The organism is Bacillus inaquosorum (genome assembly GCF_023238325.1).
Classification (GTDB): domain Bacteria; phylum Bacillota; class Bacilli; order Bacillales; family Bacillaceae; genus Bacillus; species Bacillus inaquosorum.
In genome coordinates this window covers 3,587,021-3,610,599 of sequence record NZ_CP096592.1, presented here as the reverse complement: position 1 = coordinate 3,610,599, position 23,579 = coordinate 3,587,021, and the positions used below count along the sequence as shown (strand labels likewise).

The following is a 23,579-nucleotide window of genomic DNA, read 5'->3' as shown; positions in this document are numbered from 1 at the left end:
TATAATATGGAAGAGATCGTAAAGGAGTTGTGCTTCTCAACATGAAATCAAAGTTATCGATACTAATGCTTGTATTTACGCTTTCTGTTCTGTTGGCTGCCTGCGGTTCAAATGATGCAAAAGAAGAGAAGACAGATACAGGCAGCAAGACTGAAGCCTCTGCATCTGAAGGGGAAGAATTATATCAGCAAAGCTGCGTAGGCTGCCACGGCAAGGATTTAGAAGGTGTGTCAGGGCCTAATCTTCAAGAGGTCGGAGGCAAATACGACGAAGACAAAATTGAAAGCATTATTAAAAATGGCCGCGGCAATATGCCGAAGGGGCTTGTAGATGATAAGGAAGCCGCCGTCATTGCCAAATGGCTGTCAGACAAAAAGTAAGATAAGAAAATCTTTGCCGCAGTGCAGGCAAGGATTTTTTTATGCCATGACAATATGAATGAAAAGAAACTGTAATAGTATTATGTCTAAATTTGACGTATAATGAAGTGTATTGAAAAATGAAACTTTCAGATTTTTCATCTTTTAACAAATGAGTGGGTCATAAATTGTCGAATGCATTCGAAGAGTATGACCGTGTGATACATAAAATGATATAAAAGATTAGGTGATTTCATGATAGAGATGAAAGAAGTATACAAAGCCTATCCGAACGGCGTAAAAGCGCTTAATGGGATTTCTGTTGCCATTCATCCCGGCGAGTTTGTTTATGTTGTCGGTCCGAGCGGAGCGGGTAAGTCTACTTTTATTAAAATGATATACAGAGAAGAAAAGCCGACAAAAGGACAAATTTTACTTAATCATAAAGATCTCGCTACAATTAAAGAAAAAGAGATTCCTTTTGTGCGCCGTAAAATAGGTGTTGTCTTCCAGGATTTCAAACTTCTGCCTAAACTTACTGTTTTTGAAAATGTAGCATTTGCCCTTGAAGTGATTGGAGAACAGCCGTCTGTCATTAAGAAACGGGTGCTTGAAGTGCTTGATCTCGTGCAGCTGAAGCATAAAGCGAGACAATTTCCTGACCAGCTTTCAGGCGGGGAGCAGCAGCGTGTATCTATTGCCAGATCAATTGTGAACAACCCTGATGTTGTCATTGCTGATGAACCTACAGGAAACCTTGATCCCGATACGTCCTGGGAAGTCATGAAGACGCTGGAGGAAATTAATAACCGCGGGACAACAGTCGTGATGGCGACACATAATAAAGAAATCGTAAACACCATTAAGAAACGTGTCATTGCAATCGAAGATGGTATCATTGTGCGTGATGAGTCAAGAGGGGAGTATGGTTCATATGATTAAAATTCTCGGGCGCCACTTGCGTGAGAGTTTTAAATCTCTCGGGAGAAACACATGGATGACGTTTGCATCCATTAGTGCTGTAACCGTTACGCTGATTTTAGTCGGCGTGTTTTTAGTGATTATGCTGAATTTGAATAACATGGCCACGAATGCTGAAAAACAAGTCGAAATTAAAGTTTTGATTGATCTGACTGCAGATCAGAAGGCACAGGACAAACTGCAGAACGATATTAAGGAATTGAAGGGCATTCAGAGTGTCACTTTTTCATCAAAAGAAAAAGAGCTTGACCAGCTGGTTGATAGTTTTGGTGACAGCGGTAAATCCCTGACGATGCAGGATCAGGAAAACCCGCTTAATGATGCGTTTGTCGTCAAAACGACAGATCCGCATGATACGCCGAACGTGGCCAAAAAGATTGAAAAAATGGATCATGTGTATAAAGTCACTTACGGAAAAGAAGAGGTCAGCCGTTTATTTAAAGTGGTCGGCGTTTCCCGCAACATTGGAATCGCGTTAATTATCGGCTTGGTATTTACGGCGATGTTCTTAATTTCCAACACCATTAAAATTACGATTTTCGCAAGAAGAAAAGAAATTGAAATCATGAAGCTTGTCGGCGCGACGAACTGGTTTATCCGCTGGCCGTTTTTCCTTGAAGGATTACTGCTTGGCGTATTCGGTTCTGTGATTCCGATCGCACTGGTGCTGAGCACTTATCAATACGTCATCGGATGGGTTGTTCCAAAGGTTCAAGGATCATTTGTCTCTCTTCTTCCTTATAATCCATTTGTATTCCAAGTTTCGTTAGTGCTGGTTGCAATCGGCGCAGTAATTGGAGTATGGGGAAGTCTGACTTCCATCCGCAAGTTTCTGCGAGTATAAAGAGAAAAAAGCCGTCCCGCTTCCGGGGCGGCTTTTCTTTTGCCTTCTTTTTCTTCTATGATTACATGAAATCTCCATCCTTTACATATACTATCTCTAGGTTTTGATAAAGACAGTCTGGCATACAGGAGGAGTAAAGGATGAATCAAAAGATAATGGCTGTGATCGCAGCGGGGAGCATGCTGTTCGGAGGCGCCGGTGTATATGCGGGAATGAACCTGCTTGAGTTGGATAAGCCCCAGACTGCAGCTGTTCCTGCGACGGCACAAGCTGACTCTGAACGGCATAAGGCTATGGACAAAATCGAAAAAGCGTATGAGTTAATTTCGAATGAGTACGTAGAAAAAGTTGATAGAGAAAAGCTGCTCGAGGGAGCCATCCAAGGAATGCTGTCTACGCTAAATGATCCTTATTCTGTCTACATGGACAAGCAGACGGCTAAGCAATTTTCTGATTCTCTTGATTCCTCGTTTGAAGGCATCGGGGCTGAGGTTGGAATGGAAGACGGCAAAATTATTATTGTTTCTCCATTTAAACAATCACCAGCCGAAAAAGCAGGGCTCAAGCCCAATGATGAAATTATTAGCATCAATGGAGAATCGATGGCCGGCAAGGATTTAAACCAAGCGGTGTTAAAAATAAGAGGAAAGAAAGGGTCCAGCGTTTCAATAAAGATTCAGCGGCCTGGGACGAAGAAGCAGCTGTCATTCAGGATCAAGAGAGCTGAGATTCCGCTCGAAACGGTTTTTGCTTCAGAGAAAAAAGTGCAGGGGCATTCTGTCGGGTATATCGCCATCTCTACTTTTTCTGAGCATACAGCAGAGGATTTTGCAAAAGCGCTGGGGAATCTTGAGAAAAAAGGAATAGAAGGACTCGTCATAGATGTACGCGGCAACCCGGGCGGATATCTTCAAAGTGTGGAAGAAATTCTCAAGCACTTCGTCACAAAGGATCAGCCGTATATTCAGATTGCTGAACGCAATGGAGATAAAAAACGGTATTTTTCAACATTGACCCATAAAAAAGCGTATCCTGTCAATGTGATCACGGATAAAGGGAGTGCCTCCGCATCGGAAATCCTTGCTGGCGCATTAAAAGAAGCAGGGCATTATGATGTTGTAGGCGATACGTCTTTTGGTAAGGGAACGGTTCAACAGGCTGTTCCGATGGGAGACGGCAGCAACATCAAATTAACGCTTTACAAGTGGCTGACGCCAAATGGGAACTGGATTCATAAGAAAGGAATTGAGCCGACCATTGCAATTAAGCAGCCTGATTATTTTTCCGCCGGGCCCTTGCAGCTTAAGGAACCGCTTAAAGTGGATATGAACAATGAAGACGTCAAGCATGCACAGGTATTATTAAAAGGTCTCAGCTTTGATCCTGGACGTGACGATGGCTATTTCAGCAAAGACATGAAAAAAGCGGTTATGGCCTTTCAGGATCAAAACAAGCTGGATAAAACGGGTGTAATCGACACTCGCACTGCAGAGGCATTAAATCAGCAGGTAGAAAAGAAAAAATCCGATGAAAAAAATGACTTGCAGCTTCAAACAGCGCTGAAATCATTATTTGTCAATTAAAGGAGATGGTATTCCATCTCCTGTTTCTTTATGCTTAAAGAGGAAATGGATCATAAGTCACATAAAAATTGAGTTTTTGACAAGAAATTAAAAAAATTTTCACAAATAAACATTTATAAAGGACTGTGATTACCCGATATCAATATATGAGAGAGACTTTCTAACGAGATAATATGCATTTAAAATGAAACTTTTGCAAGTTGCCTAGTCTTTGTTTACTTCATACAATATAAGAAGGTTCTAAAAAGAACAGTAATCAGGTTTATGGCAGCTGAACGACAGGTATTTAAAGAGTAACGTTAGCGAGAATGCTTGTTAGCACTCCAGTACTGCTGCTTATACTGGCCCGTGCTTATCTGTATAAAGAAAATGGGGGTTCACAATTGAAGAGGGCAAGTATTGTGCGTGAAAAAAAATATTATGAATTAGTGGAACAATTAAAAGACAGAACACAAGACGTAACATTTTCGGCTACAAAAGCACTAAGTCTTCTTATGCTATTCAGCAGGTATTTGGTGAATTACACCAATGTCGAATCAGTAAATGACATCAATGAAGAATGTGCCAAACATTATTTTAATTACTTAATGAAAAACCATAAGCGATTAGGAATCAATCTGACAGATATAAAAAGGTCGATGCATCTGATCAGCGGGCTATTGGATGTGGATGTAAACCATTATTTAAAGGATTTTTCACTATCGAATGTCACGCTGTGGATGACGCAAGAGAGATAAACCCTCCTGAGGATATCCAAGCCATTTAATATTTGATAGAATATGAGTAACATGTTTGGCTTGAGGCGGTGAAAGATAGTGTCTGTTCAATGGGGAATTGAACTGTTAAAAGGTGCGGGCCTGTTCTTCTTACACCCGCTTTTCTGGTTTTTTATCATCATAAGCCTGGCTTTTGGCTATGTAAGAATCAAACGGGAACGAAAAACCTTTCATACAAGAATAGCAGATATTTATGATGAACTGAAATTTACTTATACAAAGGGACTGATCCCTGGTCTCCTTTTGTCAGTTGTTGTAGGCGTACTCGGGATCTCGATTCCTCTCGGTATACTTTCGGTTATTGCCGTTATCACTGCAGCGGCAGCGCTCACTCTTCGCGCAAACTGGATGTCTGCTGCATATATCGTCAGTGGGAGTATGCTGATAGGTTTTGGGCTGCAAATGAGTCAGGCGGAACCCCTCCTTGAGAGATTCCCGCAAGGATTTGCAGTCGTTTGGCCGGCTATGGCCGTGTTTTTAGGCTTGCTGATTATCATTGAAGGAGCGGTTGCTTATCGCTCTGCACATGTAAGAACATCACCAGCACTTGTCGTGAGCAGCCGCGGTTTGCCGATCGGCCAGCAGCTGGCAAACCGGATATGGCTTTTGCCGCTGTTCCTTCTCGTACCCGGTAACGGATTAGAATCGCACTTCAGCTGGTGGCCTGTGTTTACTGTTCCCGGCGGGTCATTCCATTTTCTATGGATTCCTTACTTTGTCGGTTTCGGGCAAAGGGTGCAGGGGTCGCTGCCTGAAACGAGCATAAGGATCACAGCGAAACGCGTTTGTATTCTCGGCCTTGTCGTCACAGCTCTCGGTGCAGCAAGCTTACTGTGGACGCCGCTTGCGGGTGCAGCCGTTTGTGTGGCTTTATTAGGACGTATTTTTCTATCCATTAAGCAAAGGGTAAATGATAACGCGGCTCCGTTTTATTTCTCGAAACGTGATCAGGGCTTAATGGTGCTTGGTATTATACCAAATACGCCAGCTGAGGACCTGGAATTGAAAATCGGGGAAATCATTACGAAAGTTAATGGCATACCCGTTAAGAACGTATCTGATTTTTATGAAGCGCTCCAGCATAACCGTGCATATGTAAAGCTTGAAATTATCGGTTTGAATGGAGAAATTCGCTTTGATCAGCGAGCTTCGTATGAGGGAGAACACCATGAATTGGGTATCCTTTTCGTAAAGGATGACCGTGAAGACGAAGCAGCCGCTTTGTCCGGATCATAAAAGACAGCCCGGCACCGCAAGAAGATGTGGTGCCGGGCTGTTTTGTGTTACGCTGAGTTTTTTTCCATTCGTGCGGTTTCATCAGATTTGATGCCCAATGAAACAAAAACGCCAATGATGGATACAGCAAAGAGAATCATAAATAGGGTGTGATATCCTGAAATCAGGCCGATTAAGGCTGATGAAATGATGCTTCCGAAATAACGGAAGGTCGAGAAAATGCCGGACGCGACTCCTGACATGCCGGGGTCTACTGTGGCAAGGGACGATACCTGCATGCTGGTCAGTCCGACTCCGGATGCGAGCCCTCCCAGGATGAGAGAAATCATCAGGAATAAGACCGAGTGAGAACTGCTTAAGAACAAAAATAATAGATTCGCTCCAGCCATCATTGCAAATGAAAGAAAAATGATTTTCTTTGCTCCCCATTTGTGATGGAGCTGTGCGCCCACCCAGTTGCTGGCCGACATAAAGATCGAAAATACAGAAAGCGCCATGCCGCTGTTAGACGTATTAAGCCCAAATTGGTTCGTCATGAATAACGGCATGATCAATAAGACGGCATACATCATCAGATTGCTTAATAAGACTGATAGATTGGCATTTGTAAAGGTTGAACTTTTAAATAGTGTAAAGTCAATGATTGGGTGCTGTGTACGCTTTTCTCTTCTGAAAAAAAGCGGGACAAAAAGAAGTATCAATACACTGTATACCGCATAGCCCCATGAAGCTTCATTTTTCGTCAGCAGGATAATCGAAACGATACTGCCTGCAAGCAAGAGAGAGCCGATGATATCCAACGGCGCGTTAGATTTGTTTTCTTTATATTGAGGGAACATCGTTAATGCCGTAAATAAAGTTATGGCGAGAAACGGGATATTGACCCAAAAAATTGAATGCCAGCTGAAGCTGTCAATCAGCATAGAGCCGATGAAAGGTCCGAGTGCTGCCCCAAGTCCTGCGCCAAGTCCGAAAAATCCAAACACTTTCGGAAGGCGTTTTTCAGAAACAACGTGACGGATAATGGCAATGCTGTTTGGCGTAAGCAGTGCGCCGCCGACAGCCTGCAATGCCCGAAAGACAATCAACAGCACCAGGCTCGGTGAGAGTGCGCAGCCTAAGGACGCGATAAGAAAAAGGCCGACGCCCCATAAATACATTGTTTTATTGCCGTACATGTCCCCGAGTTTTCCGGCAATTGGCTGTGTGACTGCCATTACGATTAAATAAACGGTAACCACCCAAGTGATGCTTGCGATGGACTCGTTATACGTATGGGATATAGATGAGAGCGCGACCGCGATCATCGTTGAGTTAATGGGAACCAGGATGGCCCCCAATAATAGCGAGACGATCAGCGCCCATTCTTTTCTTGAGCTCATTGGGATCCTCCTTTTTGTTATGCCAAGGAGTTAATCAGCAGAAATTCCTTTGACAAATAGAGCGGTGCTATGCTCCAGCATTTTTTCCTGGGGCATTGAAATCACACGGTTTCCTAAATGGAGACGGTGAATAAAATAACCGAAAATGATCGACATGAACACGTCGGCATGTTCCGCTTCATCTCCTGTCTGAATAACCCCTTTTTCGCCCATCGTTTTGAGATAATCAACCAATAGCTGTTTCATAGATTGGGGATATTCAGTTACGTGGTTGATGACATCCTGAAACATGGCCGGTTCACGAAAGCTGATTTTAATCATATCTTTTCTTTGTTCGAGCTCCTCCAAGAGACAGGTTCCGATATGAAGCAGGTCTTTGTACAAATCGCCTTCTGTTTGTTCCAAAATGCTGCTTCTGTTTGGAGGATGCTGAGAAAGCAAAGCCTCAACTAGTCCCTGTTTGTTTTTGAAATTCCTGAAAATCGTCGCTTCACTTACATTTGCTTTTTCTGCGATTTCTTTTGTAGTCGTTGCGCGATATCCTTTTTTGACGAGCAGCTGCATGGCGGCGTCAAGGATTCGCTTGTTTGTCGGTCTCAATACGTTTCACCTCACGAATATACTGGCAGGACAAGTATACACCTGCCCCGCTTGTATAAGAAAGAGGCAGGACGCATCAGGCCCGGCTGACAACTGTGATTTTGCCGCTGCTTCCGTCAACAGTGATGATGTCTCCGTCCTGAAGTCTTTCTGTTGCTGTACGTGTGCCGAGAACGGCGGGAATCCCATATTCGCGAGCAATAATCGCAGCGTGAGACAAAATGCCGCCCGTATCTGTAATAATCGCTTTGGCGTCTTGAAACAGGCTGGTCCATAGCGGTGTGGTCATTTTGCAAACGAGGACTTCCCCAGGCGCGAATTGAGAAAATTCACTGGCGTCCCGAATGATTTTAACCGGACCTGTTGCAATGCCGCTTGATGCCGCAATGCCAAAAATATGATTCTCCGTGTTTTTTTCATCCTCTATGACAGCGCCGACAATTTCTTCAGCAGCTTTGAGCTGTTCTTTTGTCGGAGTGCCGAGATAGGCAGGGGCTTGGGCAAGCTCATACTCGTGAAAGACCTGTCTGCGTTTTTCAGCCTTTTCTTGCAGGGATACAGGGTGAAGAAGCGCGTCTTCCACTTCATCATCATATAAGAACCAAAGGTCTTCACGATCCTGAATGACACCGCTGTCCGCCAGCAGTTCACCTACCTTCAGCAGAAAGATTCTTGCCTTGGCATCCAGCATGGCGTCAATATAAAAGTGGTGGTCATCCTTTATATTTGCAGCGCTCAGCGTCCACTGATAGTAACGGTCAAATTCTTTACGCAAAGCGGGATCTTCTATGTTTTCCAAGAACTCATTGTATAATTTCTCTCGTTTTTCTCTCGTTTTCTGAAATTCGTTGTCAAAATGATAGCCATTTCGGACATAATTTTGAATATTGGCCAGTGCAAAATACGGATTTTCTGCCCAGATCTGTTCAATCAGATCATGGCTCTTAACAGATCTCCACCCGTATTCCTGTAAAAATTCATGAATGTTCTTCAGGAAGTGTCTGCCCACATCTGTTTGTTCCAATTTCTCCTGCAGCTGTTCCGGCTTGTTGTTTTCAAAAATCGCCAGCAGATTCGGGTTTTCCCGAACTTCAACGGAAAATAGCCACAGGCAGCGGTCTGTTTCCAGTGATTTGTTCATTTTTCCTGTCAGCATCTCGTAAAAATGAGCGTTTTCGGACTCTCCTTGAATATGCTGATACATCGCTTGCAGTTTGTTTGTTAGAAGGATTTGCGGGAAAACGATATTGAAGTGCTCCTCATAAGCCGTGAGATAAAAGGCTTTTAATTTTTGAAAAGCATCCAGTGCGCTTTCTGCGGTATGCTCAGTTTGTGCGAGCTGATCCAGCTTCCTGTAAAACGGGAGGTATGTGTGATTGATGATGTCATACATACGCTCCGATAATATCGGAAAAAGCTCTTTGCCGCAGTCTTCAGAAGGTGGCTGTTGTCCGCCTTGGTTTTTGGAATAAATGTGCCCGCGATAAAGTTTTACTTCGTCAACAACTACGCCAATCGGGAACTTTTGCATGCTTTTCTTTAAGCCGTATTCCAGTGCCGGTACAATGAACGAAGAAAATAACGGACTCACCGGACCTTCAATATTTGATTCCATGTTGAGCCAGAAATCATTCATATCAGCGTCTGTAATCATGAAGCTGCGTTCTTCTTCTGCCGCTTTTTTGTCCAATTCAATGGTTGTAATTGGGCGGGCCTGCAGAAGGTATACTTGATGATCAGCGATTCCGAATTCTACATCCACTGGATATCCGTACAGGTCCTCGGTTTTTTTCGTGATTTCAGTCAGTTCAATCACTTGTTCATCTGTAAGGCAAAAACGGCTGCGCATGTCTTCGCTCGTTTCTTTTTCAGCAATTCCTTCTGCCGCAGACTCCATGTAAATTTCCTTTGCGCCTATTTCTTTCTGAATCTCAAACGAAGATTTATTGACTATAAATGTGTCTGGGGTGACACTTCCTGATACGACAGCTTCCCCCAAACCGTAGCTGGCGCTGATTAATAGCTCTCTATCATCATGGGTAACAGGATTGCGGCTGAAAATAACGCCTGATACTTCAGAATCGATCAGGCCTTGAACGACAACCCCCATTAACGGCTCTGCGATTTGATTGTTCATTTTTTTCTTATAGCTGCTGACTCGGCCTGAGAAAAATGAGGCCCAGCATTCTTTCACTTTAGCTAGAAACTCTTCCTCTGTTTTGATATTTAAGTAGGTTTCATATTGACCCGCGAATGAAGCGCCTTCTAAATCTTCCGAGGCAGATGAAGAACGCACGGCAACAGAGCGGTATGATTCTCTCAGCTTGTAAAAGGAATTTGTCAGCTCATGTTTCAGTTCATCTGAAAATGCTCCGGCGATGATCTCGCTCTCAATGTTTTCGCTTGTATCATGAATCTGGTTGTCCTCCATAAAACGGGCGAGTGCATTCGTCTGAATAATAAACCCGTCCGGAACAGGAAGACCGTGTTTGGTCAGTTTGATCAAATTCATGCCTTTTGCTCCAGCCAGCTGGCTGGACTCTTCTGCTTGGCGAAATAAAACAGAATACATATTTGAAACCCCTCTTTCCTTCATTTTGTTTTCTCTCTAGTTTTTTATGACGGAGCCTGTGTTCAAAAAAATGATAGTGAACACTATCGTTCAATTGTAGGTTTTCAGGAAAATGCTGTCAAACTCAGAAAGTCCTAAATTAAATGAATAGTTAAGTTAGTTATATTATCATGAAAAATGCAGTTGAACTGGTGCTGTATGCCTATTTTCTTTTATTCTTGTAATCTGGCGGCGGGCATGCATTCATAAAAAAGTGCCGCTGATTGGATCAGCGGCACTCATGTAAATTAATATATGTTCTTACTTTATAGAATAAGTGAAATCATAGTTGCTTGTTGTGCTGTAGTCACCATCATGGGATTTCAGCCTCATGTACACACTTTCTTCGGGCTTAATCGAGGTGAGGTGAATGGAGTCCGTTCCACCTTGGCCATGATCTTCAGCCTTGATAACGATTGTCTTCTCGGGGGTCACATATTGTACTTCAAAATCGTAGTTTTTTCCGCTTGGAGAAGTAAACGAAGCGGACACATCATGCTCGTCAGCCGTTTTGTTTTTCCAAAGGAACCAATCTTCATCGGCAGCCGTCTGGAGCTTCCATCTATAATGATTATCCGGAAGAACTTCAAGTGCTGAACTTTTATTATCAGCTAAACCCGTGATTGCAGAAGCGGGTTGTGTTGCCATAAGGAGACCGGATAGTACAGCTGCTGTTGAAACATATGTAACGAACTTGAACTTCATATTTGTCACTCCCTGTCTATTTTTGTTTTAAACTGACCAGTTCTTACAACCATAATATAACTCTGCTTGTTTATCTTGTAAATCATTCCATTCTATTAATTATCATTGTTAGATCTATTGATGTTTCTCTTGGCCGGGACCAAAGTGCAGATATGATGATTGATTTAGGCTGAAAAAGGGTATGGTGTAGAAAGAGGGAACGATTGCACGATTGTCCGATTCTTCATTTTTTACTATAATCAGATCAGATGAAGAATCCTTGAGGAGGGTTTTTGTTGATTACAAAAGCCGTTTTTGCATTGTTTTTCCCTTTTATGCTCGTTGTTCTTTTTACAAGAGTCACCTTTAATCATTATGTGGCGATCGCTCTAACAGCTGCATTGCTGTTTGCCTCTTATTTGAAAGGCTATACAGAAACGTATTTTATTGTAGGATTGGATGTTGTATCTCTTGTGGCTGGCGGACTGTATATGGCCAAAAAAGCTGCTGAGAAAAAAGAAGAATAAAATCGGACATAATGAATATAACGACTGAATTCCTGCTTTTACGTTTTAAAAGCAGGTTTTTTATACATGAAAACAGCTGGAAATAAAAAACCACCGAACTTTAGTTCGTATTTTTAGTGATTTTGCATTCCATTGTGTTACTATATCTATAGGAAGATTTCGTTAAAGAAACGGAGGCTTATTTTGTGAAAGATCGCTTTGAGTTAGTCTCGAAATATCAGCCCCAGGGAGATCAGCCGAAAGCCATTGAAAAACTTGTAAAAGGAATTCAGGAGGGCAAGAAGCATCAGACTCTGCTGGGTGCGACAGGAACGGGCAAAACATTTACGGTGTCCAATTTGATTAAAGAAGTCAATAAGCCGACTCTCGTGATAGCCCATAACAAAACCCTCGCCGGACAGCTTTACAGTGAGTTCAAGGAATTTTTTCCGAACAACGCTGTCGAGTATTTTGTCAGCTACTATGATTATTATCAGCCGGAGGCGTATGTGCCTCAAACGGATACGTTTATAGAGAAAGACGCAAGTATTAATGATGAAATTGATAAACTGAGACACTCCGCTACATCTTCTTTGTTTGAGCGGAGAGATGTCATTATCATCGCGAGTGTGTCTTGTATATATGGCCTCGGTTCGCCTGAAGAATACCGGGAAATGGTCGTGTCACTGCGGCCTGAAATGGAAATCGAGCGCAACGAGCTGCTCAGAAAGCTTGTAGACATCCAATATGCCCGCAATGATATCGACTTTCAGCGCGGTACATTTCGTGTGCGCGGAGATGTCGTGGAAATCTTCCCGGCATCTCGTGATGAACACTGTGTAAGAGTTGAGTTTTTCGGAGATGAAATTGAACGGATCCGGGAAGTGGACGCCCTGACAGGAGAAATTCTCGGCGACCGCGACCATGTCGCGATTTTTCCGGCATCCCACTTCGTAACGCGGGCCGAGAAAATGGAGAAAGCGATTCAAAATATCGAGAAGGAGCTTGAGGAGCAGCTGAAGGTCATGCATGAAAACGGCAAGCTGCTTGAAGCGCAGCGTTTAGAGCAGCGGACAAGATATGACCTTGAAATGATGCGGGAAATGGGTTTCTGCTCCGGCATTGAGAACTATTCAAGACATCTGACGCTTCGGCCTCCGGGTTCAACGCCGTATACGCTTCTCGATTATTTCCCAGACGATTTTATGATCGTGGTAGATGAGTCGCATGTGACGATTCCTCAGGTGCGCGGCATGTTTAATGGAGACCAGGCGCGGAAACAGGTGCTCGTGGATCACGGCTTCCGTCTTCCGTCAGCGCTTGATAACCGTCCGCTCCGTTTTGAAGAGTTTGAAAAGCATATGCACAATATCGTGTATGTATCAGCAACGCCAGGGCCGTATGAGATTGAGCATACGGATGAAATGATCGAACAGATCATCCGTCCGACGGGGCTTCTTGACCCGCTTATTGATGTGCGCCCGATCGAAGGCCAGATTGATGACTTGATCGGCGAAATTCAAGCAAGAATCGAGCGGGATGAACGGGTGCTCGTGACAACCTTGACGAAGAAAATGTCAGAGGATCTCACCGATTATTTAAAAGAAATTGGCATTAAAGTTAACTATCTGCATTCAGAGATTAAGACGCTTGAACGGATTGAAATTATCCGCGACCTGCGCCTCGGCAAGCATGATGTGCTTATCGGCATCAACCTGCTGAGGGAAGGCCTCGATATACCCGAAGTATCCCTCGTTGCGATTTTGGATGCGGATAAGGAAGGCTTCCTTCGTTCGGAGCGTTCGCTTATCCAGACCATCGGACGGGCAGCAAGGAACTCTGAAGGCCGCGTCATTATGTATGCCGATAAAATAACGAAGTCTATGGAAATTGCGATTAATGAAACAAAACGCCGCCGCGAGCAGCAGGAGCGGTTTAATGAAGAGCACGGCATTACGCCGAAAACAATAAATAAAGAAATTCGCGATGTCATTCGTGCCACAGTAGCAGCTGAGGACAAAGCGGAATACAAAACAAAAGCCGCGCCGAAGCTGTCGAAAATGACGAAGAAAGAACGCCAGAAAGTCGTTGAACAGATGGAGCACGAAATGAAAGAAGCCGCCAAGGCGCTTGACTTTGAAAGAGCCGCGGAGCTTCGCGATTTACTTTTAGAGCTAAAAGCGGAAGGATGATGAACAAATGGCTATGGATCGGATAGAGGTGAAGGGAGCCAGGGCGCATAACCTGAAAAATATAGATGTAACAATTCCGAGAGATCAGCTTGTCGTTGTCACTGGTTTATCCGGATCAGGGAAATCCTCCCTTGCCTTTGACACCATATATGCAGAAGGACAGCGACGGTATGTTGAGTCTTTGTCTGCCTATGCCCGCCAGTTTTTAGGGCAAATGGATAAGCCGGATGTTGATGCAATTGAGGGGCTGTCTCCCGCCATCAGCATTGATCAGAAAACAACGAGCCGCAATCCGAGGTCTACTGTCGGTACGGTAACTGAGATTTATGATTATCTGCGTCTTTTGTATGCGAGAGTAGGGAAGCCTCATTGTCCGGAGCACGGAATTGAGATTACATCGCAGACCATCGAGCAAATGGTGGACAGAATTCTGGAATATCCGGAACGGACAAAGCTTCAGGTACTGGCTCCGATTGTCTCGGGCCGAAAAGGCGCTCATGTCAAGGTGCTTGAACAGATCAGAAAACAAGGCTATGTCAGAGTCAGAATTGACGGCGAAATGGTTGAGCTTTCTGATGATATTGAATTAGAAAAGAATAAAAAGCATTCGATTGAGGTTGTCATTGACCGAATTGTGGTGAAAGAAGGCGTGGCAGCCCGTCTGTCAGATTCATTGGAAACGGCCCTCCGTTTAGGTGAAGGACGGGTCATGATTGATGTCATCGGTGAGGAAGAGTTGATGTTCAGTGAGCATCATGCCTGCCCGCACTGCGGATTTTCAATCGGTGAACTTGAGCCGCGGCTGTTTTCATTCAACAGCCCATTCGGAGCGTGTCCGACGTGTGACGGTCTCGGAATGAAGCTTGAAGTGGATGCGGATCTCGTCATCCCCAATCAAGATTTGTCATTGAAGGAGAATGCGGTCGCCCCTTGGACACCGATCAGCTCACAATATTATCCGCAGCTGCTTGAGGCGGTCTGCACCCACTACGGGATTGATATGGACGTGCCTGTAAAAGATCTGCCGAAGCATCAGCTGGATAAAGTGCTGTACGGCAGCGGAGATGATTTGATTTATTTCCGTTATGAAAATGACTTTGGGCAAATACGTGAAGGCGAAATTCAATTTGAAGGCGTATTGCGCAATATTGAAAGACGCTATAAGGAGACAAGCTCTGATTTTATCCGTGAACAAATGGAGCAGTATATGTCTCAGAAGTCTTGTCCTACGTGCAAAGGCTATCGGTTAAAGAAAGAGGCGCTTGCTGTACTGATTGACGGACGCCACATCGGAACAATTACCGAGCTGTCTGTCGGCAATGCACTTGCTTTCTTCAAAGGCCTTACCCTTTCTGAGAAGGATATGAAGATTGCCGATATGATCTTGCGCGAAATTATGGAGCGCTTAAGCTTTCTGGACAAAGTCGGCCTTGATTACCTGACACTGAGCAGGGCCGCGGGAACATTGTCCGGGGGAGAGGCGCAGCGCATCAGGCTGGCGACGCAAATCGGCTCGCGCTTATCCGGTGTGCTTTATATTTTAGATGAGCCGTCTATCGGCCTGCATCAGCGTGATAACGACCGCTTGATCAGCGCCCTGAAAAACATGAGAGACCTTGGGAACACGCTGATTGTTGTCGAACACGATGAGGACACGATGATGGCAGCCGATTATTTAATTGATATTGGGCCCGGAGCTGGCATTCACGGCGGACAGGTGACATCTGCGGGCACGCCGGAAGAAGTGATGGGAGATCCAAACTCATTAACGGGCAGCTATTTATCAGGGAAAAAGTTCATCCCATTGCCTCCTGAAAGAAGAAAGCCGGACGGCCGTTACATTGAGATTAAAGGCGCTACAGAAAACAACCTGAAAAAAGCAAATGCCAAGTTCCCGCTTGGAACGTTCACAGCGGTTACAGGGGTTTCCGGATCAGGAAAGAGTACCCTCGTTAATGAAATTTTGCACAAGGCGCTGGCGCAAAAGCTTCATAAAGCGAAAGCGAAGCCCGGCAGCCACAAAGAAATTAAAGGCTTGGATCATTTAGACAAAGTCATTGACATTGACCAGGCGCCAATCGGAAGAACGCCGAGATCCAATCCTGCGACATACACCGGTGTGTTTGATGACATTCGTGATGTATTTGCACAGACAAATGAAGCAAAGGTACGCGGCTATAAAAAAGGCCGTTTCAGCTTTAACGTGAAGGGCGGGCGATGTGAAGCCTGCCGCGGAGACGGGATTATAAAAATTGAAATGCACTTCCTTCCTGACGTATACGTTCCGTGCGAGGTGTGCCACGGCAAACGCTATAACCGGGAAACGCTTGAAGTGACGTACAAAGGAAAAAGCATCTCTGATGTGCTTGATATGACGGTTGAAGATGCTCTTTCTTTCTTTGAAAATATCCCAAAAATCAAGCGTAAGCTCCAAACCCTTTATGATGTCGGTTTAGGTTATATTACGCTCGGCCAGCCGGCAACGACCTTGTCGGGCGGAGAAGCGCAGCGCGTGAAGCTCGCATCGGAGCTGCACAAACGGTCAACAGGGCGCACGCTCTACATTTTAGATGAACCGACGACAGGTTTGCACGTCGACGATATCGCCAGACTTCTTGTCGTGCTTCAGCGTTTGGTGGACAATGGAGATACAGTACTCGTCATTGAGCATAATCTAGATATCATTAAGACGGCAGATTATATTGTGGATCTGGGGCCAGAAGGCGGAGCCGGAGGCGGAACCATTGTCGCGTCGGGAACGCCTGAGGAAATCACTGAAGTGGAAGAATCGTATACAGGCCGTTATTTGAAGCCTGTTATGGAGCGTGACAAAAAACGCATGAAATCGCTCTTAGAAGCGAAAGAAACGGCTACATCTTAAAACCATCTATTTAGAGAGAGTTCAGCTTGTCAGCAAGTCCATCCTTGGGCTTAGCAGGCAAGCTTTTCTTATGGCATAACGGAAAAAGATAATATTTGTGTGATCGTTTCAATTTTTAATGGGTAAAATTTCTTTGGAAAAACACCTAAACATTTACAAAGCGCTGTCGATATATGAATTGAGGGGCGGATGATGTTTTCCATATTGAGCAAAAAAGCCCTATTAAGGGATTTGAAGGTATCCTTATAACAGGGTCTACATAAGTTAGAAGCTTTACTGGAATCGCAGTCGCCAGAAATCAAAGAAAAGGAAGTCTTTGATTTCAAAAACATATACACATGGAGGTATTTTACACATGAGAATTAACCACAATATCGCAGCGCTTAACACACTAAACCGTTTGTCTTCAAACAACAACGCGAGCTCAAAAAACATGGAGAAACTTTCTTCAGGTCTTCGTATTAACCGTGCAGGAGATGACGCAGCGGGTCTTGCGATCTCTGAAAAAATGAGAGGACAAATCAGAGGTCTTGAAATGGCTTCTAAAAACTCTCAAGACGGAATCTCTCTTATCCAAACAGCTGAGGGTGCATTGACTGAAACTCATGCGATCCTTCAACGTATGCGTGAACTTACTGTTCAAGCTGGTAACACTGGGACACAGCAACCTGAAGATTTAACTGCAATTAAAGATGAAATGGATGCTTTAACTGAAGAGATCGATGGTATTTCTCAACGTACTGAATTTAACGGCAAAAAACTTTTAGACGGTAGTGTAACAGCAGGATTTACATTCCAAATTGGTGCAAATGCTAACCAAAATATTAATGTTAAAATTGGCAACATGGATGCAACAACTTTAGGAGTAAAAGGTATCGATGTTTCAGCGGATGATTTTAGTTTTGACACTGAGATCGCTAAAATCGATACTGCAATTACAAGTGTTTCAAGCCAACGTGCTAAACTTGGGGCGGTACAAAACCGTCTTGAGCACACAATCAACAACTTAGGAGCATCTGGTGAAAACCTGACAGCTGCTGAGTCTCGTATCCGTGACGTTGACATGGCTAAAGAAATGAGCGAGTTCACAAAGAACAATATTCTTTCTCAAGCTTCTCAAGCGATGCTTGCTCAAGCAAACCAACAGCCGCAAAACGTACTTCAATTGTTACGTTAATTTCTGAATGGCTATCTCTTTCTGATAGTCACAGCTTGCCGACAGGAGTCCATTAACTGGATGTGCCGGCAGGCTTTTTTTGTTACAATCATTTTGTGACAGCCAAAATCACTTGTTTCCTCAAAACAAAAAAGGCAAGATCTTGTATCTAACCTTTAGCTTTGTTTCAGTATATTGCAATTACAAAGTCTTCTTATACAGCTGCTTGCTTACACTCATTAAATCTTGAACAATATGCGTATTGCTGCTGTCGAGCAGCACTTTTATATATTGAATATCGTGAGAGATCGGAAAAGGTCCGTGAATCTGTTCTAGCTCGGCGATCATTTCACGATTCATTCTTTTTTGTTCATGAATCAGCTTTGACACTGATTCTTGTGTTACTGTATAGTCACTGGGATCTTTCTCCATTGCTTGTCCAGCCTCCTTGATTGCCGTAAGCTTTTTACATATTGTAATCGGTACAGCGGAAAGATTCTACTTCTAAAACTTTTTAAAATCCAATTTCCGTAAATAGGAGCATGTCTAAAGAATGAATTTGAAACCTTCAACAGGTTTTAAACGTATGAATAAGTAAAATGTCCCTGATCTTTTGTCATGGGCAATTACAATAGGAGTGTGGAATGAATTGAACCGTAATCAAGCTATTATTGCATCACTTTGTTATTTTAGTGTGTTCATTGCGCCAATCATTGTGCCGATCGTCGCTTATTTTGTTGTAAATGAGAAAGAAACTAAACGCCATGCGATACGTTCTCTTATTTCTCACATTGTTCCTTTTGTCGGCTGGCTGGTCCTTTTTATTGCTTTTCTTGGCGGAGCCGTAGCGATTGATGGAGACAGCCTGCTGCCTGTATTTGTGATCATAGCGGGAGCGGTTATTTATTTCTTAGTTGTTATTGGCATTATCATTTGGAATGTGATTCAGGGTATTAAGGTACTGCGTGCAGCATAAGTAGACAATGGGGAGGAGATCGCAATGAAGCAAGAAAAGGAACGAATCCTTAAGCTCGTGGAGGAAGGAAAGCTTACAGCACAAGAGGCTTTGACACTGATTGAAAAGCTTGACAGCGACTACAAGGAAAAGGAAGAAAAAATCACAGCGCTCTCAGTTCATGTACATGACGAGGAAGAGCCGTTTTCAGCAGCAAAAAAAGAAAGCAGTAAGCCGTCTTTAGGAGCCAAGCTGTTTGACTGGATTGATTCTGCTGTGAAAAAGGTCAAGGAAGTTGACCTTGATTTGAACTTTGGCCATGCGTATGATGTTCAGCACATCTTTCAATTTAAAGATACTGACTTTTCAAGTGTCGAACTTCAGATCGCCAACGGCAGTGTGAATATCGTCCCATGGGAAGACGAGGATATCAGAGCGGAATGCCAGGCGAAGGTATATCGCGCTGACAGCCAGGATGCGGCGAGACATGCATTTCTTCAGCATATTGAATGTGAAATCAAAGGAAATAAGTTTTTTATCCGTACTGAGAAGAAAACGATGAAAACGAATGTGACTTTGTATATTCCTCAGAAGGAGTATGATAAGATTCGGGTGAAGCTGTTTAATGGCCCGGTCAGAGGGGAACATTTACATGTAAAAGAGTTCTCGGCGAAAACGACAAACGGCGTGCTGTCGTTCTCGCATTTAACAGCTGAAAAAGCCATAGCTGAAACAGCCAACGGGCAAATTAAGCTTGCCGGCCACAGCTGCGGCACGATAGAAGCGGAAACCATTAACGGATTGATTGATCTCCGCGGGAGAAGCGAATCCATTGACGTTCAAAGCTTTAACGGAAATATTGCGATTAACGTAACAGAATCGGACTGCCGCTCCATTTATACCAAAACGACGACTGGAAATGTAGAGCTTGCGATTCCGGACGATCTTGCAGTGAAGGCGGAACTCAAAAGCAATCTGGGTTCGCTGTCCCATGAATTAATGGATGTTGAGATGCTGAAAGAAAAAAATGATACCATTCAAAAAGAAATGATGTTCACTTCAAATCAGGCACATGATCAAAACATCACCGTCTTCTCAGAATCATTAACAGGCGCCATCAAACTAAAGTACTCACAGAGGTGATCGAATGAATAGGCTTTATCGTTCAGAAAAAAACAAGAAAATGGCCGGCGTCATCGGCGGTCTTGCGGAATATTTCAACTGGGACGCATCGCTCCTCAGAGTCATAACTGTCATTTTAGCTGTTATGACAAGTGTTATCCCTGTTTTGCTTATTTATATCATTTGGATTTTTATCGTCCCGTCAGAAAGGGATATGAAATGACATGGTAAAATGGGCAGTCAGCATTTTGGTAAATGCATTGTTATTAATCGTTATCGATGGATACATTGACTCCATCCATATCAGCAGCATCGGGGCAGCGATTATCGCCAGCCTCATTTTATCGATCTTAAACGTGCTGATTAAACCGCTTTTGATCATCTTTACACTGCCAGTCACGATGGTGACGCTTGGTCTCTTCTTGTTTGTGATTAACGCCATCACGCTGATGATGACCGCGTCCATTATGGGTGACAGTTTTCAAATTGACGGCTTTGGCACAGCGATATGGGCATCCGTCATCCTGTCGGTGTTCCATTTGCTGATTCAAAAAGGCATTTTAGAGCCGCTGCGAAAGAAATAAAAAAGCTGCCATACAGGGGACTGACCCCATAAGATGAGACAAATAAAAAACACCTTCAAGTTTGAAAATGGATAGTTGTTATCCGAAATAAGACTTGGAGGTGTTTTTTGTATGGGAACAAGAGTGAGTTATCCGATTGAAGTCAAACAGAAGGCTGTAGAAATGAGATTGGCAGGCGTGCCTATGAAAGAGATCATGCAGGAATTGAATATCAAGAATAAGACGCAGGTTCAGACATGGGTTAGGTGGCATAAGGCTGGGGATACACATCGATTCGAACAACCTGTTGGTAAGCAATACACTTACGGAAAAGGTCCGGAGTATGCTTCCGAATTAGAGAAACTGCAGGCAGAGAACCGTTATCTGAGACAACAGAATGAAGTTTTAAAAAAGTACAACGAATTGGAAAGGAAGTTGATAGCCAAACGTCAGTCGAACTTGTAGAAGTATTGCACAGCACAATGACCGTACAGGATATCTGTGTTCATTTAGGTATCTCACGAGCGTCTTATTATCGTTGGAAGAAGAACCTGACGAAAGATCATCCCAAGTGCCATTTGAAAAAACAAATCGGCACGTTGTGCCGAGAGCACAAGTATCGATATGGATATCGAAAAATTACAGCTATATTAAAAAAGGGAATGCGTATTAACCATAAAACGGTTCAGCGTATCATGCAGAAAAATCAGTGGCAGTGCCGGGTTAAGGTGAAAAGGCGCAAGAAGAATGGGCAGCCATATGCCGTGGTCGATAATATATTAGATCGGAACTTTCAGTCTGATCATCCTCTTGAAAAACTAGTAACGGATATCACGTATTTGCCTTATGGACAGAAACAATTGTACCTTTCCAGTATATTGGATGTATACAATGGAGAAGTGATTGCTTTCACGATTGGAGATAAGCAGGACACAGACTTTGTCTTAAACACACTTGATCAGCTGCCAACACTGCCTCAGAACTGCGTGTTACATAGTGACCAAGGATCTGTGTATACATCTTATGAGTATCAGAAAGCTGTTAAAACAAAAGGCATTACCATGAGCATGTCCCGCAAAGGGACGCCCGCTGATAATGCCTCCATCGAATCGTTTCATTCCTCACTAAAGTCTGAAACGTTCTATCTTAACAGCATTGATCGAACCACGACCGCCATCGTAGAACACACTGTCAAAGAATACATTTATTATTATAACAACATTCGTATTCAAACGAAACTAAACAGCCAATCACCGATAAGCTATCGGCAATTGGCTGTTTAAAAGGTGTTTTGATCCCTGTCTCAAAAACGGGGGTCAGTCCCACAGAAGGCAGCTTTTTTACATGTGGTGTTTTTTTTGTTTAACGCGCTTCTGTGGCGGATACATTTGCGGCATAAGGCAAAAGCCCAATGCGGCAAATAAAAGGCCTAAGAGTCCAAAGGACATGGCAGACGGCATCATGGTGAGCAGATAGGCAGATATCATCGGACCTGCCGCCATGCCTGTGTATCTGATAAAGTTGAAAATTCCGATTGCACTCCCTCTGTTGTGTTCAAATTCATTGGTGATCATTGTGGAGTACAAGGGAGGAATGACCCCCATCGAGATGCCAAACAGTGCCAGTGTAAGAGCCATGAGAACGAGAGAAACGGAATGTGTAACGGCGAACAACATGATACTGCAGGCCGCGACCGCATTGCTGCCGATAAACAATGTGTTCAGCGAGATTTTTGCCTGTATTCTTTTAAACAAAAACGTACCTGCGATTGTGCTTAGCGCCAGTGGCAAATATAACAATCCTGCTATGCTCACATCAATATGATAATGCTCTGTCAGTAATATCGGGAGGTAGACGATCACCGCAAAATAAATGAAAAAGAGGACAAAACTTAAGGCCAAAATGACGTTTCCTGTTCGATTTGTAAATATTGATTTGTAATGAGTGAACACATTGCCTTTGGTTTTCTGCTTAGATCCTGCGGGAGAGTCCTTAGGAAAAATCATGCTGTTTGCAACCAGCATAACGACAGAGATGGCCGTGAGCATCCAGAAGATCCCTTCGTATCCGGCTGCTCCGCCTATGAATCCGCCGAGGACAGGGGCGACAGCCGGCGCGGCGGAAAGGAGCATTTGATACGTTCCCATCGCACTCCCGCGTTCACTGCCTGTAAAAAGCTGTCCGATCGTTGTGGCAGCAATGAGAGGCAGTGCTGCGGACCCGGCAGCCTGTATCATTCTGAATATCAGAAACAAAGTAAAGTCAGTGGTCACCGCACAGCCGATGCTGGCTGCTGTCGTTGCCAGAATTCCGGCAATCAAGACAAACCGCGCGCCTTTAAAATCGATGATGGTCCCTAATATAATTTGCATAATCGCTGTCACAATCATAAAGACGGAGACTGACAGGTTCACCATTGCTGCAGAAACATGGAACGATTCTTTAATGATCGGGATAATAGGTGAATAAATGTTTTGGCTTAAAGATGCAAAAAATGCGCTGAAGCAAACAATGTATAAGATCAATACCGCTTTTGATTTCATTTGAGCCATAAAAAATACACCGCCTTTTGTTTACTTTACAGGTTTGTCCGGAGTCCCATCGGTTTGTTCTGCTTCAAGTGTAGACGTCAGCTGCTCTAAAAATTTCAATACAGCATTTTGCTCATCTTGTGAAAACGAATCGAGGAATTGGTAAAAGGCCAGCTCCTTTTTTTTATGCAGTTTCTCATGCAAGTCGAAAATCCGTTTGCCTTTACGGGTTAATTTGAAATACACTTCTTTTTTGTTATCTGTCAGCTGATAGCTGTTAATGAATTCTTCCGTGATCAATTTTGTGCTGATTTTCGTTACATTCGCTTTTGATAAGTTCATTTTTTTTGCGATCCCCGCATTGTTAATGGGCTCATGCTTGCCGATGCAGTCAATGACATGAATGCTTGTCATGTTTTTAGGGATATCGATCACATCCTCTTCTGCGGCCTCCTTAAAAAATTGCTGAAGTGAAGTGTTCGCTTTTTGTTCATTAAGGTGCAGCAGTCTCACATATATGTCGTATATCATCTGCTTTGTCAAATCAGACATTGTTTCAGCCATCCTTCTTTTTAATATCGTTTACCAGTAAACAATATTAATGTATATGATACTTT

At 43.6% G+C, this 23,579-nt stretch carries 22 protein-coding genes; 15 read left to right on the top strand and 7 right to left on the bottom strand.

Features of this window, described 5'->3' with window-relative positions; all coding sequences use genetic code 11:
* Positions 1-41 precede the first annotated feature (41 nt).
* From cccB to minJ, 6 genes are all read left to right on the top strand, one after another.
* Positions 42-380, top strand: a complete 339-nt coding sequence (cccB, locus tag M1M80_RS18320; protein WP_019259594.1) for a cytochrome c551 — start codon at positions 42-44, stop codon at positions 378-380.
* Between the two features lie 234 nt (positions 381-614).
* A complete protein-coding gene (gene ftsE, locus M1M80_RS18315) occupies positions 615-1,301 on the top strand; it encodes a cell division ATP-binding protein FtsE (RefSeq protein WP_003235431.1) in 687 nt (228 codons plus the stop codon).
* Positions 1,294-2,184 (top strand): permease-like cell division protein FtsX, encoded by an 891-nt coding sequence (gene ftsX / locus M1M80_RS18310; protein WP_032731804.1) that lies wholly within the window; start codon positions 1,294-1,296, stop codon positions 2,182-2,184. Before ftsE ends, ftsX begins: the two co-directional genes overlap by 8 nt.
* Before the next feature lie 140 nt (positions 2,185-2,324).
* Entirely contained in the window at positions 2,325-3,767 is a 1,443-nt protein-coding gene (gene ctpB / locus M1M80_RS18305; RefSeq protein ID WP_060399586.1) for a carboxy-terminal processing protease CtpB, read from the top strand.
* Between the two features lie 383 nt (positions 3,768-4,150).
* Positions 4,151-4,504 carry a swarming motility protein SwrAA gene (gene swrA / locus M1M80_RS18300; protein WP_015251121.1) on the top strand — a complete coding sequence of 118 codons (354 nt, stop codon included), beginning with the start codon at positions 4,151-4,153 and terminating at the stop codon, positions 4,502-4,504.
* Between the two features lie 78 nt (positions 4,505-4,582).
* On the top strand, positions 4,583-5,779 hold the full coding sequence (minJ, locus tag M1M80_RS18295) for a cell division topological determinant MinJ (RefSeq protein ID WP_060399585.1): 1,197 nt from the start codon (positions 4,583-4,585) through the stop codon (positions 5,777-5,779).
* Positions 5,780-5,826: 47 nt separating this feature from the next.
* Here the strand turns inward: minJ and M1M80_RS18290 are convergent, their stop codons facing one another.
* From M1M80_RS18290 to M1M80_RS18275, 4 genes are all read right to left on the bottom strand, one after another.
* On the bottom strand, positions 5,827-7,161 hold the full coding sequence (locus M1M80_RS18290) for an MFS transporter (RefSeq protein ID WP_003235427.1): 1,335 nt from the start codon (positions 7,159-7,161) through the stop codon (positions 5,827-5,829).
* A gap of 30 nt (positions 7,162-7,191) precedes the next feature.
* Positions 7,192-7,761 carry a TetR/AcrR family transcriptional regulator gene (locus tag M1M80_RS18285; protein ID WP_003235426.1) on the bottom strand — a complete coding sequence of 190 codons (570 nt, stop codon included), beginning with the start codon at positions 7,759-7,761 and terminating at the stop codon, positions 7,192-7,194.
* Positions 7,762-7,837: 76 nt separating this feature from the next.
* Positions 7,838-10,333, bottom strand: coding sequence for a PEP/pyruvate-binding domain-containing protein (locus M1M80_RS18280; protein ID WP_060399584.1), 2,496 nt, complete (start codon positions 10,331-10,333; stop codon positions 7,838-7,840).
* A 300-nt stretch (positions 10,334-10,633) separates the two neighbouring features.
* Positions 10,634-11,077: a hypothetical protein gene (locus tag M1M80_RS18275; RefSeq protein WP_003235424.1), complete on the bottom strand. Its 444-nt coding sequence runs from the start codon at positions 11,075-11,077 to the stop codon at positions 10,634-10,636.
* A gap of 275 nt (positions 11,078-11,352) precedes the next feature.
* Here M1M80_RS18275 and M1M80_RS18270 point away from each other — a divergent pair, with 275 nt between their 5' ends.
* The 4 genes from M1M80_RS18270 (at position 11,353) to hag (ending at position 17,812) form a co-directional block, all read left to right on the top strand.
* Positions 11,353-11,583, top strand: coding sequence for a CsbA family protein (locus M1M80_RS18270; protein ID WP_003228053.1), 231 nt, complete (start codon positions 11,353-11,355; stop codon positions 11,581-11,583).
* A 185-nt stretch (positions 11,584-11,768) separates the two neighbouring features.
* Entirely contained in the window at positions 11,769-13,754 is a 1,986-nt protein-coding gene (gene uvrB, locus M1M80_RS18265; protein ID WP_003235422.1) for an excinuclease ABC subunit UvrB, read from the top strand.
* A gap of 7 nt (positions 13,755-13,761) precedes the next feature.
* Entirely contained in the window at positions 13,762-16,635 is a 2,874-nt protein-coding gene (uvrA, locus tag M1M80_RS18260; protein WP_060399583.1) for an excinuclease ABC subunit UvrA, read from the top strand.
* A 355-nt stretch (positions 16,636-16,990) separates the two neighbouring features.
* A complete protein-coding gene (hag, locus tag M1M80_RS18255) occupies positions 16,991-17,812 on the top strand; it encodes a flagellin Hag (RefSeq protein ID WP_060399582.1) in 822 nt (273 codons plus the stop codon).
* A gap of 180 nt (positions 17,813-17,992) precedes the next feature.
* On the opposite strand, the gene M1M80_RS18250 is transcribed toward hag, so the two are convergent.
* The gene (locus M1M80_RS18250) at positions 17,993-18,223 is read right to left on the bottom strand and encodes a hypothetical protein (RefSeq protein ID WP_060399581.1); all 231 of its coding nucleotides are present in this window, start codon (positions 18,221-18,223) and stop codon (positions 17,993-17,995) included.
* 217 nt (positions 18,224-18,440) lie between these two features.
* On the opposite strand from M1M80_RS18250, the gene yvlA reads away from it, so the two are divergent.
* From yvlA to M1M80_RS18225, 5 genes are all read left to right on the top strand, one after another.
* Positions 18,441-18,767 (top strand): protein YvlA, encoded by a 327-nt coding sequence (gene yvlA / locus M1M80_RS18245; protein WP_003235418.1) that lies wholly within the window; start codon positions 18,441-18,443, stop codon positions 18,765-18,767.
* Positions 18,768-18,791: 24 nt separating this feature from the next.
* On the top strand, positions 18,792-19,889 hold the full coding sequence (locus M1M80_RS18240) for a DUF4097 family beta strand repeat-containing protein (protein WP_003235417.1): 1,098 nt from the start codon (positions 18,792-18,794) through the stop codon (positions 19,887-19,889).
* Between the two features lie 4 nt (positions 19,890-19,893).
* The gene (locus M1M80_RS18235) at positions 19,894-20,091 is read left to right on the top strand and encodes a PspC domain-containing protein (protein WP_003235416.1); all 198 of its coding nucleotides are present in this window, start codon (positions 19,894-19,896) and stop codon (positions 20,089-20,091) included.
* Between the two features lies 1 nt (position 20,092).
* Positions 20,093-20,452 (top strand): phage holin family protein, encoded by a 360-nt coding sequence (locus M1M80_RS18230; protein WP_003228066.1) that lies wholly within the window; start codon positions 20,093-20,095, stop codon positions 20,450-20,452.
* Positions 20,453-20,563: 111 nt separating this feature from the next.
* Positions 20,564-21,714, top strand: a protein-coding gene (locus tag M1M80_RS18225) for an IS3 family transposase (RefSeq protein ID WP_178938626.1) whose coding sequence is annotated in 2 segments (ribosomal slippage) — positions 20,564-20,837 and positions 20,837-21,714 — 1,152 coding nt in all. Because the reading frame shifts where the segments join, the coding sequence is not laid out codon by codon here.
* A gap of 57 nt (positions 21,715-21,771) precedes the next feature.
* On the opposite strand, the gene M1M80_RS18220 is transcribed toward M1M80_RS18225, so the two are convergent.
* Together M1M80_RS18220 and pchR are read right to left on the bottom strand one after the other, a co-directional pair.
* Positions 21,772-22,983, bottom strand: coding sequence for an MFS transporter (locus M1M80_RS18220; RefSeq protein ID WP_060399580.1), 1,212 nt, complete (start codon positions 22,981-22,983; stop codon positions 21,772-21,774).
* 21 nt (positions 22,984-23,004) lie between these two features.
* Positions 23,005-23,514, bottom strand: coding sequence for a pulcherriminic acid biosynthesis transcriptional regulator PchR (gene pchR, locus M1M80_RS18215; protein ID WP_003235414.1), 510 nt, complete (start codon positions 23,512-23,514; stop codon positions 23,005-23,007).
* Positions 23,515-23,579 lie beyond the last annotated feature (65 nt).

What these genes read in the sequence shown, in the direction of transcription:
- cccB (WP_019259594.1), top strand. Translation starts at nt 42, where the DNA reads ATGAAATCAAAGTTATCGATACTAATGCTTGTATTTACGCTTTCTGTT.
- hag (WP_060399582.1), top strand. Translation starts at nt 16,991, where the DNA reads ATGAGAATTAACCACAATATCGCAGCGCTTAACACACTAAACCGTTTG.
- ctpB (WP_060399586.1), top strand. Translation starts at nt 2,325, where the DNA reads ATGAATCAAAAGATAATGGCTGTGATCGCAGCGGGGAGCATGCTGTTC.
- M1M80_RS18220 (WP_060399580.1), bottom strand. Translation starts at nt 22,983, where the DNA reads ATGGCTCAAATGAAATCAAAAGCGGTATTGATCTTATACATTGTTTGC.
- M1M80_RS18250 (WP_060399581.1), bottom strand. Translation starts at nt 18,223, where the DNA reads ATGGAGAAAGATCCCAGTGACTATACAGTAACACAAGAATCAGTGTCA.
- M1M80_RS18275 (WP_003235424.1), bottom strand. Translation starts at nt 11,077, where the DNA reads ATGAAGTTCAAGTTCGTTACATATGTTTCAACAGCAGCTGTACTATCC.
- pchR (WP_003235414.1), bottom strand. Translation starts at nt 23,514, where the DNA reads ATGTCTGATTTGACAAAGCAGATGATATACGACATATATGTGAGACTG.
- ftsE (WP_003235431.1), top strand. Translation starts at nt 615, where the DNA reads ATGATAGAGATGAAAGAAGTATACAAAGCCTATCCGAACGGCGTAAAA.
- M1M80_RS18240 (WP_003235417.1), top strand. Translation starts at nt 18,792, where the DNA reads ATGAAGCAAGAAAAGGAACGAATCCTTAAGCTCGTGGAGGAAGGAAAG.
- ftsX (WP_032731804.1), top strand. Translation starts at nt 1,294, where the DNA reads ATGATTAAAATTCTCGGGCGCCACTTGCGTGAGAGTTTTAAATCTCTC.
- uvrA (WP_060399583.1), top strand. Translation starts at nt 13,762, where the DNA reads ATGGCTATGGATCGGATAGAGGTGAAGGGAGCCAGGGCGCATAACCTG.
- M1M80_RS18280 (WP_060399584.1), bottom strand. Translation starts at nt 10,333, where the DNA reads ATGTATTCTGTTTTATTTCGCCAAGCAGAAGAGTCCAGCCAGCTGGCT.
- M1M80_RS18235 (WP_003235416.1), top strand. Translation starts at nt 19,894, where the DNA reads ATGAATAGGCTTTATCGTTCAGAAAAAAACAAGAAAATGGCCGGCGTC.
- M1M80_RS18290 (WP_003235427.1), bottom strand. Translation starts at nt 7,161, where the DNA reads ATGAGCTCAAGAAAAGAATGGGCGCTGATCGTCTCGCTATTATTGGGG.
- M1M80_RS18230 (WP_003228066.1), top strand. Translation starts at nt 20,093, where the DNA reads ATGGTAAAATGGGCAGTCAGCATTTTGGTAAATGCATTGTTATTAATC.